This window comes from Halococcus saccharolyticus DSM 5350, from assembly GCF_000336915.1.
Taxonomy (GTDB): Archaea; Halobacteriota; Halobacteria; order Halobacteriales; family Halococcaceae; genus Halococcus; species Halococcus saccharolyticus.
The window spans coordinates 203785-219994 of sequence record NZ_AOMD01000030.1; the positions used below are offsets into that span (position 1 = coordinate 203785).

At 65.9% G+C, this 16210-nt stretch carries 14 protein-coding genes, 1 tRNA gene and 1 other RNA gene; 10 read left to right on the top strand and 6 right to left on the bottom strand.

Annotated features, from left to right (window positions below; genetic code table 11):
• Positions 1-9 precede the first annotated feature (9 nt).
• The 3 genes from C449_RS14630 to C449_RS18480 all read left to right on the top strand — a co-directional run bounded on the left by C449_RS14630 (position 10) and on the right by C449_RS18480 (position 3108).
• Positions 10-894 carry a hypothetical protein gene (locus tag C449_RS14630; RefSeq protein ID WP_006078814.1) on the top strand — a complete coding sequence of 295 codons (885 nt, stop codon included), beginning with the start codon at positions 10-12 and terminating at the stop codon, positions 892-894.
• Positions 895-1164: 270 nt separating this feature from the next.
• Positions 1165-2301, top strand: a complete 1137-nt coding sequence (locus tag C449_RS14635; RefSeq protein WP_049914293.1) for an NAD(P)/FAD-dependent oxidoreductase — start codon at positions 1165-1167, stop codon at positions 2299-2301.
• Positions 2302-2454: 153 nt separating this feature from the next.
• Complete coding sequence (locus C449_RS18480; protein ID WP_193790599.1) at positions 2455-3108, top strand: hypothetical protein; 654 nt, start codon at positions 2455-2457, stop codon at positions 3106-3108.
• 41 nt (positions 3109-3149) lie between these two features.
• On the opposite strand, the gene C449_RS14645 is transcribed toward C449_RS18480, so the two are convergent.
• From C449_RS14645 to C449_RS14655, 3 genes are read right to left on the bottom strand one after another with little or no spacing between them, the layout of a single operon-like run.
• Entirely contained in the window at positions 3150-4232 is a 1083-nt protein-coding gene (locus C449_RS14645) for a sugar ABC transporter permease (protein WP_006078817.1), read from the bottom strand.
• A complete protein-coding gene (locus C449_RS14650) occupies positions 4229-5194 on the bottom strand; it encodes a carbohydrate ABC transporter permease (protein ID WP_006078818.1) in 966 nt (321 codons plus the stop codon). The genes C449_RS14645 and C449_RS14650 overlap by 4 nt, the downstream gene beginning before the upstream one ends.
• Before the next feature lie 7 nt (positions 5195-5201).
• Positions 5202-6527 carry an extracellular solute-binding protein gene (locus C449_RS14655; protein WP_006078819.1) on the bottom strand — a complete coding sequence of 442 codons (1326 nt, stop codon included), beginning with the start codon at positions 6525-6527 and terminating at the stop codon, positions 5202-5204.
• 248 nt (positions 6528-6775) lie between these two features.
• On the opposite strand from C449_RS14655, the gene C449_RS14660 reads away from it, so the two are divergent.
• Entirely contained in the window at positions 6776-7912 is a 1137-nt protein-coding gene (locus tag C449_RS14660; protein ID WP_006078820.1) for an ABC transporter ATP-binding protein, read from the top strand.
• Positions 7913-7938: 26 nt separating this feature from the next.
• Here C449_RS14660 and C449_RS14665 read toward each other — a convergent pair whose 3' ends face one another.
• Positions 7939-9969: a glycoside hydrolase family 15 protein gene (locus C449_RS14665; protein WP_006078821.1), complete on the bottom strand. Its 2031-nt coding sequence runs from the start codon at positions 9967-9969 to the stop codon at positions 7939-7941.
• Between the two features lie 105 nt (positions 9970-10074).
• Here C449_RS14665 and C449_RS14670 point away from each other — a divergent pair, with 105 nt between their 5' ends.
• Entirely contained in the window at positions 10075-12213 is a 2139-nt protein-coding gene (locus C449_RS14670) for an alpha-amylase family glycosyl hydrolase (RefSeq protein ID WP_006078822.1), read from the top strand.
• A 74-nt stretch (positions 12214-12287) separates the two neighbouring features.
• Positions 12288-13337, top strand: a complete 1050-nt coding sequence (locus tag C449_RS14675; RefSeq protein ID WP_006078823.1) for a TrmB family transcriptional regulator — start codon at positions 12288-12290, stop codon at positions 13335-13337.
• Positions 13338-13365: 28 nt separating this feature from the next.
• Here C449_RS14675 and C449_RS14680 read toward each other — a convergent pair.
• Positions 13366-13440, bottom strand: a tRNA-Arg gene (locus C449_RS14680).
• Between the two features lie 88 nt (positions 13441-13528).
• Between C449_RS14680 and C449_RS14685 the strand changes: the two genes are divergently transcribed.
• Together C449_RS14685 and C449_RS14690 are read left to right on the top strand one after the other, a co-directional pair.
• Positions 13529-14368 (top strand): geranylgeranylglycerol-phosphate geranylgeranyltransferase, encoded by an 840-nt coding sequence (locus tag C449_RS14685; RefSeq protein ID WP_006078824.1) that lies wholly within the window; start codon positions 13529-13531, stop codon positions 14366-14368.
• Positions 14369-14425: 57 nt separating this feature from the next.
• Positions 14426-14833, top strand: coding sequence for a CoA-binding protein (locus tag C449_RS14690; RefSeq protein WP_006078825.1), 408 nt, complete (start codon positions 14426-14428; stop codon positions 14831-14833).
• Between the two features lie 33 nt (positions 14834-14866).
• Here the strand turns inward: C449_RS14690 and C449_RS14695 are convergent, their stop codons facing one another.
• Positions 14867-15208, bottom strand: coding sequence for a DUF5798 family protein (locus C449_RS14695; protein WP_006078826.1), 342 nt, complete (start codon positions 15206-15208; stop codon positions 14867-14869).
• Positions 15209-15310: 102 nt separating this feature from the next.
• Between C449_RS14695 and C449_RS18745 the strand changes: the two genes are divergently transcribed.
• Both C449_RS18745 and ffs read left to right on the top strand, forming a co-directional pair.
• The gene (locus C449_RS18745; RefSeq protein ID WP_006078827.1) at positions 15311-15733 is read left to right on the top strand and encodes a DUF7548 family protein; all 423 of its coding nucleotides are present in this window, start codon (positions 15311-15313) and stop codon (positions 15731-15733) included.
• Positions 15734-15823: 90 nt separating this feature from the next.
• An RNA gene (ffs, locus tag C449_RS17615) (signal recognition particle sRNA) lies at positions 15824-16137 on the top strand.
• Positions 16138-16210: the final 73 nt, after the last annotated feature.

The following is a 16210-nucleotide window of genomic DNA, read 5'->3' on the forward strand; positions in this document are numbered from 1 at the left end:
ACCTCGTCAATGGCCGTCTCGCTCGGTGCCGACGTCCTCTCGCAGTACCGACGCTTTTCGCTGTACAACTCTCCCTACGTTGCCCACGAACAGGGGCGTGCGATCGATCTCTACCCCGATGCGGGGCTCGGCCCAGCGACCGACGGCGAGCCGTCGATCGCACCGTCGCCGGTCGCGGGCGAGGTTCTCGAAACCCGAACCGTGCGCGCCCCACCAAAATCCCACGCCGAGGCCGACGATCACCTCCTTCTCGTCGATACCGGCGAGCACGTCGCTCGTGTCCTTCACGTCGAGCCGACCGTCTCGCCGGGCGAGTCGATCACCGTCGGTGATCCGCTCGGCCGGCTCGTTCGGGCAGGATTCTTCGCGCCGTGGGTCGACAACCACGTTCACCTCGAATTCCGTCCCCCCGACGCGAACCCGTATCGTGCGAGCGGATCGCTTCCGCTCGCGGTCGACGTCCCGATCGCGGGTCTCGACTGGGACGGAGTCGGCACAGTCGTCGAATCGGGCGACACCTACGCCGTGCTCGATTCTCCTTCTCACCCTGATCCCGGCGAGGGCTTCGTCGGGATCGCGGCCGACGACGGGGCGGTCGTCGACGGTGGTCTGGTCCACTACACGGGTGGCGGCGCGCTCGCCACCGACGACCGCAAACGCGACGGGCCGGTGTCCCTGCTCGGGCGTGCGGTGGGCCACGCGTCCGGTCGCGACGTGGCGTGGAAACCACTCGACGTGCTCGCCAACGGTGAGCGCATCACTGGCCTCTCGCTGTTTTGTGGCCGCGAGGCCGAGTTCGGTGCGAAACTCGTCTGTCCCGACACCGAGTTCGACCGTGGCGAGCACGTCACGGTCGAACTCCGCCCGAGCGACAATCCGATTCGACTTGGCTGATTCGCACATCGCACGGGACGGAATCACGGTTGGCGCACGGCTGCGCGCCGTTCATCGGCGCGCAACTCGCGTGCGAGGGATGACTGAACGAGCAGAGCGAACGGAGTGAGCGGAGCGAGTGAGAGAGTCGGCTGGGGAGGCGTGTGGCCTGCGGTTCTCATTTGCTCCGTGTGAGTAGTGTTGCTGTCCATGCTCCCACAGTCATTCACCATCCAGAATCGACTTCGGTGTTCTCAATGCATTTAACCGACGCGCTCCTATCAGATGCCGATGCGAATCGCCGTCCTCGGAGCCGGCTACGCCGGTCTCACGCTCGCCCGACAGCTCGAAAAGCGCCTCCCCGAGTCGGTCGAGATCGTCGTCGTCAACGACCGCCCCGATCACCTCGTCCAGCACGAACTCCACCGCGTCGTCCGTCGGCCCGGACTCGCCGACGGGATCACGGTCGATCTCGCCGACGTGCTCGATCGTGCGACCCTCCGTGTCGCGCGGGTCACGAACGTCGACCACGAGGCAAGTGTCGCCGAACTCGATGACGGAACCCTCTCGTACGACGTCGGTGCGGTCTGTCTCGGAGCGGAGACGGCGTTTCACGACCTCCCCGGCGTCGAAGAACACGCCACGCCGCTGAAACGCCTGCCAGACGCCGCCCGCATCCGCGAGGAATTCCTGAATCTCGCCGCCGGCGATCGGGTCGTGGTCGGCGGGGCCGGCCTTTCGGGCGTCCAGATCGCGGGCGAACTCGCTGCGCTCGCGCGTGAAGAGGGGATCGACCGCGAGGTCGTGCTGCTCGAACGCCTCGACAGCGTCGCGCCGAACTTCCCGGCGAACTTCCAAGAAGCGGTCCGCGAGGAACTCGAAGCCCGTGATGTCGTCGTCAGAACGAGCGCGGCGGTCGAGCGTGCGACCGACGACGCCATCGAACTCGACACCGACGAACTGCCCTACGGCCAGCTTGTCTGGACCGGCGGCATTCGCGGCCCGGATGCGCTCTCCGGCGAGCGCCCGATCGTGCCCGACACGCTCCGGCTCGGCGGCGACACGTTCGTGCTCGGCGACGCCGCACGAGTCACCGACGCCGACGGCGCGGCGGTGCCGGCGAGCGCCGCGGCCGCCGTCCGCGAGGCACGAAGCGTCGCCGACAGCATCACCGAAATCGCGTTCCACCGGCAGGACGGCGGCGGAAACGACGCGCTGTTCGAGCCACGGCCAGAGCGATTCAGATTCGACGCGCCCGGATGGCTGGTCAGCGTCGGCGACGGTGCAGTGGCCCAGGTCGGGCCGACGGTGTTCCGGGGACCGGCCGCGAAGGCGCTCAAAACGAGCGTCGGGGCGGGCTATCTCTCCTCGGTCGGCGCGATCGAGAACGCAGCCGGACTCGTACGAGAGGAACTCGCTGGCGACTGAGGCCGTCCGGCGTCGGCTCCGTCCACGTCGTGCCTTTCGGTCATCGCCGGCGGACCGATTCGAGACCGTTCTGCCGACCGTTTCGTGCCCGAAACGATGGTCGAACGGAAAACGACCGAGGAAGTTATACCCCGGACGCGACCTGACTGGGGTATGACCGGACGATTCGCCCCCGTTTTGCTGGCAGTCCTCCTCCTACTCGCGGGGTGTTCACAGCTCGCGTCGGCACCGAACGAGCAGCCCGAGAACACGACGGTCGCCGGAACGGACATCCAGAGTGCAACGCCGACCCCGACGACCGTATCGACGGCCTCGTCGACCGCAAACGCCACACCGAACGCGACCACCACGGCGAACACCACCACTGCGGGGCCGATCCAGGGACAGGCTCCGACGAGCACCACGCCGATAGCGACGGCAACCACGACTGCCACTCCGACGGCAGCCCCGACCACCGCGACACCATCGCCGACCGCGACACCATCGCCGACCACGACGCCATCGCTCGAACCTCGCTTCGTCGTCATCATCGGTGGGAGTCCCGACGACAAGGTCACCTACAACTTCTCGGTCACGGGGACGATCGAGCGCCGCGGACAGAGCTACGGCGCACCGATCGACGACGACGGCGTGACCCGTGATCCCGACATCGACATCATCTCACCGAACGGTTCGAGCGTTGCTGGGCGGCTCGGCGGCGGCGGTGACGCCTACCGGATCACTGGCGAGATCACCGAGTTCGAGGCTGCCGACGAGGGAGACATCGAGGTGTACGTCGACGGCGAGCGGATCGAGACTGACGACTGAGACCACAGTCGAGATCGCCTCTACCCGATCCGATCGTGCGCTCACCCCTCCATCCCGCTGAACGAGAGGCCACCCTCGATGTATCGCTGGGCGAACAGATACACCAACATGATCGGCGTCGCGAAGGTGAGCGCGAACGCCGAGAAGCGCGCCCACGGGATCGAGTACTCGCTGATGAGCGAGTACAGCCCGACGGGCAGGGTGTAGTTCTCGGTGCCGAGCAGCGTCTGTGCGACCACGAACTCCGTCCAGCCGGTGAGGAACGTGAAGATGAACACCGTGGCGAGTCCCGCAGTCGACAGCGGGAGAATGACCTCGGTGACGACGCGCCACGGCGGCGCACCGTCGACGACGGCCGCCTCTTCGTACGAGACGGGGATACCGTCCATGTACGTCTTCAGCAGCCACGTGTTGAACGGGACCGCGGTCGCTGCGTAGTAGACCGCGAGCGCGAGTTTGCTGTCGTTGATCCCGAACTGTACGTACACGGCGTACAGTCCGATCAGCAGCGCGACGCCGAGTCCACCGCCGACCTGTGTCATCAGGACGTACACGAACAGCACCTTCCGCCGCAGAACGAACTCCCGGCGTGAGAGCGCGTACGCCGCCGGCACCACCAGACACATCGCGATGATCACGGTCGGAACCGCAACCGTGAGGCTGTTCCAGAGGAACCGCTTGAACTCCGAGGGGTTCTCGACGCCGTACTGCGAGACGTCGAGCATGACGATCTCCGGCGTGTCGAGAACGATGGCGAGATCGGACAACGGGACGTTCAGCGAGACCGTGTACGCCGGCACGACGAGATCGCCGATAACCCAGAGAAACGGCTGCACCGTCGGATTCTCCGGGAGAAGCTGTAGCCCGCCCGACGAGTAAATCGAGCCGCCGGTGCTAGAGAGTGCAGCCGTCAGGATCCAGTAGACCGGAAACAGGAGCGCGAGCACTACCACGAGAGCCCCGAGAGTTGCCCCGACCGTCTTCAGCGGCTCGGTGGGCGAAAGCTCGCCACGTCTGACGCTGTTTGCCGTGTAAACTCCCTCTCGGACGGCTCTGACGGGTTTGAGAGCGAGTGTCCGGATGTCCCCTCGCAACCGTCGGACGACGTTGCTGACGAGGCTCATTGCTCCGCCACCCCGTCAGCGAGCCGGCCGCGTTTGACGTTCAGCCACATGAACGCGCCGATGAACGCCACCGCGATGAGACTGACAGCCGCACCGTACCCGTACTCCGCGAACGAGAGCGCCTCCCGGTAGCCGTAGACCACGATGAGTTCGTTCGCCCGACCGGGACCGCCCTGATTGAACACGAACGGGATGAGAAACTGCTGAAACGACGCCGCGGCGGTCAGGATCGAAGCGAACAGCACGGGCCGCTTGATCGACGGCAGCGTGACGTGCAGGAGGCGCGAGACGAATCCCGCGCCGTCGACTTTCGCCGCTTCGTGTAGCTCCTCGGGCACGTCCTGTAACGCGCTGACGGTGATGATAACCATGAACGGGTACGCGAGCCACATCTCCGTGACGTTGTACGCGAAAAAGGCAGCCCACCGTTCGGAGAGCCACGCGATCGTCCCGAACCCGAGGGTGGAGAGGACCTGGTTCGCGAGCCCGAACTCGGCCGAACTGAAGATACCGCGCCACACGGTGACGGTGAAGATAGCCGGCAACCCCATCGGGAGGATGATGAACGACCGCATCACCCGTTTGCCGCGCACGCGGTCGCTGGTCACGACCAAGGCGATACCGAGGCTCAACCCGATCTTCAGCGCGACGCTCGTGGCGACGAACAGCCACGTCACCCCGAAGGAGTTCCAGAACGTCGGATCGGTGAGGACGCCCACGTAGTTTTCGAGGCCGACGAACGTCGCCTCCCCGAAGGTGAGGACCGAAGCGGTCCCCTCGCCGGCGAACAGGCTCGCCGGATCGGCGTTCGTCAGGGAAATTCCCACGAGATACGCCACCGGAAACAGCATGAACGCCGCGAAGACGAAGAGTCCGGGGAGGACGAACAGCAGGGAGACGTCCCGCTTGTCGAGAAACGGGATCGTCTCGATCCGACGCGCGACGCGCGAGACCGTACTCATCCAGCGACTACTCCCAGTTGTTCCGGATAGTCTTCGCGGCGGCGTCGAGGGCGGCCTGTGGTGCGGCGTCCCCGTTGAACGCCTTGATGAGGGCGGTCTCCATCGCCGGCCAGACCTTGTTCATCTTCGGACGGGTCGGCATTGGCGTGCCTCCCTTGACGGCCTCGGAGAAGGGCTTCACTTCGCTCGGGAGGTCGTCGCTGCCGACGAGGCTCGATAGTACTGGAATGGTTCCCTGCTCTTTGGCGAGCTGCAGCATCTGGTCCTCGTTCGTGACGTACCATTCGACGAAGTTCCGCGCGGCCTCGGTGGCGGGGTCGTCGTTCTCCATGCCCTTCGCGAAGTACCACATCGTGATGCCGGTGTAGGGGTTCGGCTCGCCGCCGTCGGGTTTCGGCAGCGTCGTGACTTCGTAGTTCACGCCTTTCTCGTTGAGCGTCGCGAGATACCACGGGCCATTGATGGCGAACGCTGCGTTGCCCGCGGCGAAGGCGGCCGCCTGTGGCTCGTACTTCGGATCGTTCGGCATGTACGGTTTGAGCTTGTCGAGTGCGAATTCGAGACCACGGACGGTCTCCTGCTTGTTGACCCCGAGCATCGGGTCTTTCTCCGGGTCGAAGTAGTAGCCGCCGAACGCCTGGAGCCACGCGCTGGTGAAGTACGGGTCGAACGGGTAGCTTAGCCCGTACTGGTCGTTCCCCGGATCGTGGTGCTCCTTCATCGTCGAAACCATCTCCGCCATCGTCTTCGGCGCTTCGTCGACGACGTCGGTGTTGTAGATCAGCGTCACCGTCTCCGCCGCGTGCGGGAGCCCGACGACGTTGCCCTCGAACTGCACCGCTCCTGCGGCCGCGCTCGTGAACGTGTCGAGGTTCACCTCCAACTGATCGCTCCCGTCGACGATGAACCCGCGCTGGAAGTAGTCACCGACCCAGTCGTGCGCCCACTCGAAGGTCTTCGGTCCCTGTCCCGCGGGGATCGCGCTCGTCGTCTTCTTCTCCATGTCGGAGATGTCCGCCCCTTCGATCGTGTGCTCCGACTGGGCGTTGAACGCCTTGATCGCTTCCTTGCGCGCCGGCTGCTCCGGTTTCGGGAGCGAGTACCACGCTTTTGCCGACCCCGCCGGTCCAGTCGATCCGCTTTCGTTGCCTGCCGTCCCGTCAGCGGAGCCGTTGGCGTCGTTCCCGGACGAAGCGTTCCCGCCCGATTGGGCGTCGCCGTTTCCGGAACCCCCACCGGAGCCCTGTTCTTGGGCGCTGATACAGCCCGCGATCGCCAGCAGGGCGCTCGTTCCGCCGATGTGTTTCAGCAGCGTTCTGCGATCCGTTGACATGGTGAACGTTGGATGAAAGAGTCGTTCATAACTTAACCTCTTCGAAACCATACGAACGATTGTCACGATAACTCTGGAGAGAACTCCCGTGTTCATGCGTCACTACGACCGACGAAGTCGGGACCGAGTCGCACGAGGCAAACCGAGAAACGCCCGGCAACGTCCACGTAGACTTGCTACGAAATATCACCTCACAAATTCTCGATTTGGGGGAAGAACTATGAACGCTCGCCCGTAGTCCTCAGCGGATGGCAACTGTCACGCTCGACACTCTCAGAAAGGAGTTCGACAGCGGACGGCTCGTGGCGGTCGACGACGTCTCTCTGGAGGTAGCGGACGGCGAGTTCGTCACGGTCGTCGGGCCGTCGGGCTGTGGGAAATCCACGACGCTCCGCATGATCGCTGGGTTGGAAGGGCCAACGTCGGGACGGGTGCTGATCGGTGGCGAGGACGTCACCGACGTCAACGCGCGCCACCGCGACGTCGCGATGGTGTTCCAGAACTACGCGCTGTATCCCCACAAAACCGTCCGACAGAACATGGCGTTCGGGCTCCGGATGAGCACCGATCTCGGGAGCGACGAGCGCAACGCCAAAGTCGACGAGACGGCGGCGATGATGGGTATCGAAGAGCTGCTCGACGACAGGCCCAACGAACTCTCCGGCGGACAGAAACAGCGCGTCGCGCTCGGTCGCGCCATCGTGCGCGAGCCGGACGTGTTCCTGTTCGACGAGCCGCTTTCCAATCTCGACGCGAAGCTCCGGACGAGCATGCGGACCGAGATCCAACGCCTCCAGGACGAGCTGGGAACGACGGCGATCTACGTCACTCACGACCAGGAAGAGGCGATGACGATGGGCGACCGACTCGCCATCATGAACGACGGCGTCCTCCAGCAGACCGGCACGCCGACGGATGTATACACAACCCCGAACAGCGAGTTCGTCGGCGGGTTCGTTGGCTCGCCCTCGATGAACGTCCTCGATGTCACCGTCGAGACCGCTGCCGACGGCGTCAGGCTCGTGAACGGGGATCGTTTCGAGTATGAACTAGCTGGCGAGCGTGGCGAGCGCGTCGCCGCAGCCGACGTGACGACCGCACGACTCGGGATTCGCCCCGAAAACGTTCGTGTCACCGGTGGTCGAGAGGGAACCGAGACGGGCGTCGAAGTCGTCGAACCGGTCGGAAGCGACAACTACCTCTATCTCGATCTCGGGCCGGAGTTCATCGCTCGGGTCGACTCCGATGTCGAACCCGAGACGGGCGACGTCATTCGTGTGACCTTCGATCCCAAAGACGTCCATCTCTTCGACGCGACGAACGGCGATTCACTGCTGGGGACGGACGCCGACGAGTCGACGGTCGCGGCGACGGCGTCGTCCTGACGACGTGGGTTTTCTGACGACGTGGGTCAGTCGTTCGCGACGACCGCGTGTGGTTCGAGCATGGCGTGCTCGTCGAGCAGAGCGATCGTCCCCAGCCGCAGCGCGTGCGACCACCCCAGCGGCGTCGCGCTGTCGGGCGTACCGTCGTCGAACACCTGCTCCGGCAGCGAGCCGTCGTCGCGGGCGAGCGGGCCGTCGGGCAGGACGAGTCCGAGCAGGTCACGTGCCGTAGCGGCCAGCTCCTCGGTGCGTTCGTCGTCGCGCTCGGCGAGTATCGCGGCGAGCGACCCGGCAGCGTACGCCCCCCACGCCGTCGAGACCGTCCAGATCTTCTCGTGTGTCTGTTCGCGCCGTCGCCAGTCGTCGCCGGCGTACCGAACGAGCCCGGCGACCGTGCTACCGTCGGGATCGTGTCGAAGTTCGTCGACGACTGTCGTGACGTGTGATACGAGCCGATCGAGACGCCCGTCGTCGATGTCGCCGACACGGGCGTACTCGCGGTGGGCGCTGACGAGTGCGAACGTCGCCGAATCACACCGTTCGTCGAGGTCGCCGGCGTCGTCGTGATCCGGCCCATATTCACGGAGTGCGAAGATCCCACGTTCTGCGACCCAGAGATCGTCCAGGCCGGTGTAGACCGTCGCAGCCTGTTCGGCTGCTCGGTCGGCCAGTGTGTTGTCGGCCGCGGCGACCGCCGAATACGCTTCGAGAACGGTGGCTGCGGTGTGAGTGAACCGTCCGGTCATGTCCTCCCACGCGTTCTCGCCGGCGACCGGTCGGCCGTCGGCGGCGAGGTCGTCGTCGAGCGCGTCGAGTGCACGGCACAGCACGTCGTGGTGGACGTCTCCATCACCGTGCGCCGCCAGATAGGCCACGACGCTCGCCGTCTGATCGGCTTGATAGTTCTCGCGCTTGTCCGTCTCCAGCCGACCGTTGGCCCAGCCCGGCGCGAGCGTACCATCGAACGCCCAGACGCGGTGGGGCCACGTCCCGTCGTCACGCTGTGTCGCGGTGTAGGCCGCCGCGCTGCGAGCGTGCCAGTCGTCGAGCCCGAGGTCGAGCTGTCGATCGGCGTCGAGGAGGAACGACGCAGTTTCGGCGTCGTCGCGGAACCACGAGTAGCCGTACCCTCCCGAATGGGCGTAGTACGGGTCGAACTCTGGGCCAGCGATCCGGAGGCCCGACTGCCCGGTGAGCGACGAGAGCACTCGGAGGTCCATCCCGATCGCGTCGGCGTGAGGATGGTCGATAGCGGGGGTTGGGACGGTTCGTCGCGCGGCCGCCCGTTCGAGCGTGGCGGCGTCGTGGTCCGTTGCGGCCGTTCGAACCGCGTCGAGAGCGGTCTCACGTGGCTGGTCCGTGCGTCTCGTCAGTAGCGTCGTCACTGTCGCCGCCCCGTTCTCGACCGGAATCACACAGCAGACGTCGCCACCCAGTGCATCCTCCCCCGAGTTGTGGCCTTCGTCCTCTCGGGGATACGTGGACGGTGTCTCGTCGAGAAGGGCTGCAAACCCGTCGAACCCGGAGCCACGGACCGTCTCGAATCCGGTGGCACTCGCGAGATAGTCGGTTTCCGCGGTGTGGTACAGCTCGATCGCATCACCGTGGTGGAGCTGGCCGATGCGTGTATCACGCCCGTCCGGAGCGAACCCGACGCCGGCAACCACGTCGAGTGACTCCTCTGCCGCACTCACGTCGATGTGGGTGACGTGAATCTCGTCGAGCGTGAGGTCGTACTGCGTTACCACTCCGTGATCGGTCTCGTGAGCGGTGACGACGAGTCCGGTGTCGCCGTTGTAGCGCTGGGTACTGCGCCGGGCGTCGAACCACGTCGGCTCGGCCTCGTCAGTCGGTCGGACGCCGAACCGAGAACGAACGATCCCGGTCAGTCCCACGAGCGGATAGCTGTGATCCCGTATCGACCCGTCCTCGTCGACGTGAACGAGTCGCCCACCGGACCCGGAGAAGCGCCCGGTCGTCGTCCGTCGCTCGCCCGGAAACCGGGTGGCGTCGCCCCGGTGACGTTTGTAATCGTTCAGCGCGTCGCGGAGTTGCATCGGCCCGAACGTCTCACCCGTGGCGTAATAACCTTGGTGCAATTGTAGTTCAAACTTCTCCGGCGATCGAAACGGTCAAACCCTTCGGTGGCGAGCCGTGTGAGTATGCACCACCCCGGACCACCGCGGTTTCTCCACGTCGGCGAGTCGGTCGAGCTGGCACCGCGCAACCCCGATCCGTCGGCGGAGTTCGCGTGGCGGCTTCTCGACCAGCCGGCCGAGAGCAGCGTGACGATCGGCGATGGGGCGGTCGTCCACCTCGCACCGGACGTCCCCGGCATCTACCGCGTCGAACTCGATGCGCCCGACGGCGTTCACACCCAGACGGTGCGTGCATTCCCCGACCCCTGCCGCGAGGCACGCTTCAGCGTGACTGCCGCCGACGTGGATGGCGACCTCGACGGCGTCGACCACGCTGCCGTGATCGGGCAGTTCAACGATTTCACGATGGGGACGCACCGAGCCGAGCGCACCGGTGAGGGTGATCGTGCCGACGCGGACGATCGTTCCGGTGAGCACGTTCGTGCCAGCGGGAACGCGGGCGGCGAATGGACTCTCGATGTGGCGCTTCCACCCGGAACGCACGAGGCAATCTTCGCCTTCGGCGACGAGTTCGACCCGCACGCGACGAGCGAGGTCACGGTCGAGGGTGCCGGCCGGCCACGTGTTCGCCTCGACGGACGGCGTGAAGACGACGAGATCGTCGTGACCGCGACGGCCGACGCCGCTCCCGACGGGAGCGTACCGAGCGTCGAGTACCATCTCGACGACCGGGACGCCCTCACGCGCGACGCGGTCACTGTCGACGACGAGACGTTGCGAGCCCCCGTCGACGCGCTCCCGGAGCTATCGCGCGTCCACGCCGTCGCCGTTGCCGAGCGACACAGCATCGCCGACACGCTGACGATCCGCGCCGAGCAGGTCGGCGAACGGACCCGGACCGTCTCCGTTGACCGTCCCGCCGACCCGCCAGGGTGGGTTCGCGACGCGACCGTCTACGAGATCTTCGTTCGGGCGTTCGCTGGCGACACCGTCGACACCACGTTCGCGGAAATCGAACGGCGGGTTCCCTATCTCGCATCGCTCGGGATCGATGCCGTCTGGCTCACGCCGGTCTGTGCGAGTCCCACCCGCCACGGCTACCACATCACCGATCTGTTCGACACCGCCGCGGATCTCGGCACCCGTGCGGAGTTCGTATCGCTGGTCGATCGGCTCCACGACGCTGGCATCAGGGTGCTCTTCGATCTCGTGATCAATCACACCTCCCGTGACCATCCGGCGTTTCAGCTCCACCGAGCCGGCGTCCCCGAGTACGCCGATCACTACGAACGGGTTCCGGCCGCCCAGGACACGACGGGCGTCGACTGGGCCGGCGACGACGCGCCCGGCCACTACTTCACGTGGTCGAGGATTCCGAACCTGAACTACGACTCCCTCGCCGTCCGCGAGTGGATGCTCGACGTCGTCGACGAGTGGGCCCCGCTGGTCGACGGGTTTCGGTGTGACGTGGCGTGGGGCGTCTCGCACGGCTTCTGGAAGGAAGTCCGCGAGCGCCTGAAAGCACGCGACGAGACGTTCCTCCTGCTCGACGAGACTGTTCCGCGAGACGCCGCCTTCCGGGAGAACGAGTTCGACGTCCACTACGATACCGATCTGTACGCTACGCTCCGCGATATCGGCACCGGTGACGTACCGGCGAACAGTCTGTTCGACGCGCTCGACGATTCGCGCCGCCACGGCTATCCCGACGAAGCGCTCCACATGCGCTACGTCGAGAACCACGACGAGGACCGCTACGCGGCCGACTGTGACGACGGCAGCCTGCGACCCGCCGCAGCCGCGACGTTCACACTCCCCGGCGTCCCCATGATCTACTACGGCCAGGAGCGCGGCGTTCCCACGGATCGCGGCACGATGCGCTGGCACGACGGCGACGCCGATCTGACCGAGTTCCATCGGCGGCTCGTCACGCTCCGCAACGAACACCCGGCACTCCGTGCCCCCGGCGTCGAGTCCGTTGCATGCGACGTCTACACCGGCGATCCCGACCACGTCGTCGCCTACGAACGCGGCACCGCGGACGAGCGGCTGATCGTCGTGCTGAACTTCGGCTCCGACCCGGCGGTCGTGACGCCCGATCGAGACGTCGACCACACCGATCAGTTCGGCGAATCCGTGTGGACCGAGGACGGTATCCGGGTCGACGACATCGCCGTTCTGACAACCAGCAACCAAGAATGACGAGAGTTCCCAACCCGGCGGCGACGTCCGTCACCACCGGATACTGTAAGTATCAGCCGCTGTGAGCGAACGCCATGAACGACCCCTCGATCGAGCAGCTGTTACAGCAGTTCGGTCTGTCGGACAAGGAGATCGACACGTATCTGGCGATTCTGGAACAGGGTGAAGCGAAGGCGAGCGTCATCGCCGACGAGGCGGACGTCTCCAAACGTCACGTCTACAGCGTCGCGGAGACGCTCGCTGATCGGGGGTTCGTCGAGGTCAACGATCACGTCGTGCCGACGACGATCCGGGCACACCCGCCCGAGAGCGTCGTGGATACCCTCGCCGACGGTCTCGAAAAGATGGAACCGGCGCTCGAATCGCGATTCTCGCAGGCGGCTCCTCGTTCGGAGAGCTTCGAGGTCGTCAAATCGCGCGTCACCGTACTCAAGCGCGTCGCCGAACTCCTCGGCCGTGCGGAAGGGGAAGTGATGCTCGCGATCCCACACCGACTGCTCGACGACATCGCCACGGAGCTTCGGGACGCGATCGAGCGCGACGTGCTCGTCGTACTCCTCGTCACGGGAGCGGATCCCGACGACGATCTCGCCCTCGATGGACTGGCTTCGGTCGCCCGCGTGTGGGGACAACCGACGCCGACGATCCTCACCGTCGACCGGGAACTGGGGCTCGTTGCACCGCCCGAAATGCTTTCACGGGCAAACAACGCCGCGCAGGCGATCGTCTTTGCGCAGGAACAGCTCGGCCCGGTCATCGTGGGCTCGTTTCTCGGGAACTACTTCCCGATGGCGACCGAGAGATACGCGACCGAGCCGGAACCACTACCGACGACGTATCACGACTTCCGTCACGCGGTCTTGCAGGCGGCACTCCACATCCGCACCGGTTCTGCGGTCCACGCACGCGTTACCGGCCGCCCCCTCCACGGCGAGGACGGCCCGGCCGAACTCGATGGTGTGGTGGTGGACGTCCGCCAATCACTGCTCGAACCCACGAACAGCTCGTTCCCCGTCGAAAACACGCTCATCATCGAAACCGACCACGGAACGTACAACGCCGGCGGACAAGGGGCGTTCGTCGAGGACTTCGAGGCGTCGACGGTGGAACTCAAGCTTGTCTGATGGCTCTATAACTCGTGAGAACTCGGGATGGGCGCTGCAGGATTTGAACCCGCGACAATTTGGTCCGAAGCCAAACACTCTGTCCAAACTGAGCTAAGCGCCCTCGAAAACCGGTACAGGCGAGTCGCAGTTAAACCCCGCGATCGACGCGTTCCGCGCCCTTTATTCGCCAGCCCCCGGGAGTCGCAGGTATGACCGGCGAGCGCGCCCGTGGCTTGCTCGAACTCACGCGCCCGATCAACGCGGTCGCCGCGGGCGCGCTGACGTTCATCGGTGCGTTCGTCGTCGGCGGGCTGGATCGTCCCGCGATGGTGGCCGCGGCGGTGGGCGCGACCGTCCTCGCCGTCGGCGCGGGCAACACGATGAACGACTACTTCGACCGCGAGATCGACCGGATCAACCAGCCCGATCGGGCGATCCCGCGCGGTGCGGTCACGCCACGCGAGGCACTCGTCTCCAGTCTCGCCCTGTTCGCCGGCGCAGTCGCACTCGCGCTCGTTCTCCCCCTGCTCGCGCTCGCAATTGCGGTCGTAAACCTTCTCGCGCTCGTCGCCTACACGGAGGTTTTCAAGGGACTGCCGGGCGTCGGTAACGCTGTCGTCGGGTATCTCGGTGGCAGCACGTTCCTGTTCGGCGCAGCGGCGGTCGGACGGGTCACGGCTGCGGTCGTCGTGCTGTTCGCACTGGCGGCGCTCTCGACCGTGGCCCGCGAGATCGTGAAGGACGTCGAGGACGTCGCCGGTGATCGCGAAGAGGGGTTGAACACGCTTCCGATCGCCGTCGGCGAGCGCACTGCGCTCTGGCTCGCGGTCGGGTTGCTCGCTGTCGCGCTGGTCGCCAGCCCGTTGCCGTACGTCCAGGAGACCTTCGGCTGGCCGTATCTCGTCGTGGTCGCGCTCGCGGATCTCGCCATGGGCTACGCCGCAGTCGAGAGTTTCACCGACCCGACTGCCGGCCAGGAGCATCTGAGCTACGCGATGTTCCTCGCTGCCGCCGCGTTCGTCGTTGGCCGGGTCGCGGTCGCACTCTGAGCCGGCCACGACTGCGTCGGCGGTGCGTTTTTGTCCGCGGATCGCCTCCGAACAGGTATGCCGGTGACTGACGACGACGAACTCCGCGAAATCCTGGATCTTGAGACGGTGGCCGTCGTCGGGTGTTCGTCCACACCGGGCAAGGACGCCCACGAGATCCCGCGCTACCTCCGCGAGCATGGCTACGAGGTCGTTCCAGTGAACCCCTACGCCGACGAAATCTTCGGCCGCGAGGCCGCCGACTCGCTCGCCGATGTCGACGAGGCAATCGACATCGTGGACGTGTTCCGCCCGAGCGACGAGGTGAGTGGGATCGTCGACGCGGCGCTCGACCGCGACGATGCACCCGTCATCTGGACCCAGCTCGGTATCCGCGATCCGGAAGCGACCGATCGGGCCGAGGACGCCGGACGGCAGGTCGTCGAGGACAAATGTATGAAAGTCGAACACCAGCGGCTCTGTTGACGCGTCTCCTCCGGGGGCGTCGGGTCTTCCGTCTTATTGGCCGGCTTCGGCAGTGCCGTCCGTACCGGTCCCATCCGTGCTGGTACTCTCCTCGCTCGCGGCGTCCGCGTCGGCTGCGTGATCGGGCTCGGCCTCCCTGATCGTCGCTTCGGCGACTCGTTCGTCGACGTCGATTCCCTGCTCCTCGGCGAGCGCGTCGAGGATCGCCCGTTGTTCGTCGAGGTCGCGTTCGATGCGCTCGACGCGGTTACTCGTGGCCTCGACGTGGGTCTTGACTTCGTTGACCTGTGTTCTGAGTTCGTCGACTTTCGTGTACAGCTTTTCGGCCATCTCGGTCACCGTCTGGAGCTTTTTGGCCGTGGTTCCGAGTCCCATATCCGGTCACTTGGGGCGGAGCTACGTGGCTTTTGTGCTCGACAGCGGTCGCGGAGGACCGTCGAACGCGGCGATTAAGACGACGCCGTTCGGAGTCGTGGTATGGACGGTACGCGGTCCGCCCCGCTGGTCGGCATCGTTGGCTGCCTCGCCGTGCTCGCCGCACTCGTCGCCCCCTATCTCGTCGCTGACGCCGGGGCGGTCGGCGTCTACTACAATGCTGGCACCGGGCCGACCCCACTCGTTATCGGGCTCTTCGCCGCCGTCACGATCATCGTCCTCGCTGCGGGGCGCGCGGACCGAACCGACCCCGCGACCGCCGCCGGTGTCGCCCTCGTCTTCGGGGTCTGTATCGNGCGGGCCTGGCGGATGAAGGGCGAGGCCACGAGCGTAGCGAGTGGCCGAGGGCTTCGGCGGTGCTGTGCGGTTGCGGTGGCGATGTGGTTGGCAATCGACTGCACCGCGAGCGAACGCAGTGAGCGAGCGGGCCAAGGACCGACCATAGGGAGGGACGCAGGTTTTTGATCCACATTTTGCCAGCGAGCGAGCGGTAGCGAGCGAAGCGCGGCAAAAGGTGGGTCCGAAAAGTCCTTATGGGCGAGCAGGCAATGATAAAATCGGACTAGGCCGGGCAGTTAGGCCCTGCTCGTTACCCGCGATACGGTCTTCAGCGGGGGCCGAACCCCGGGTGCGTCCGTGCCGACCGGCACGGGCCCCGCAAGCCAACGTAGAAGCCTCGTCCGTCGGGGGCGGCGGTCCGCGGCACCTCGTCCGCAGGGACGACTCGCCGCGGTTAACCGGCGGCAGTCCGTCAGGCGCGGAAGCGAGCAGCGGACCGCCGGACAGCCGTCGCTCGCCGGGTCGCGGGGTGGAGGCGGCGCGCGGGTCTCCCCGTGCCGGAACGCCGGGCAACCCCGGACCGTCCGATCTACCACTTTTGCTACGCTCAGTCGCATCGCTGTCTTCTCACGGCCTACGGCCGTTCGAACGGTCAGCGCCGCT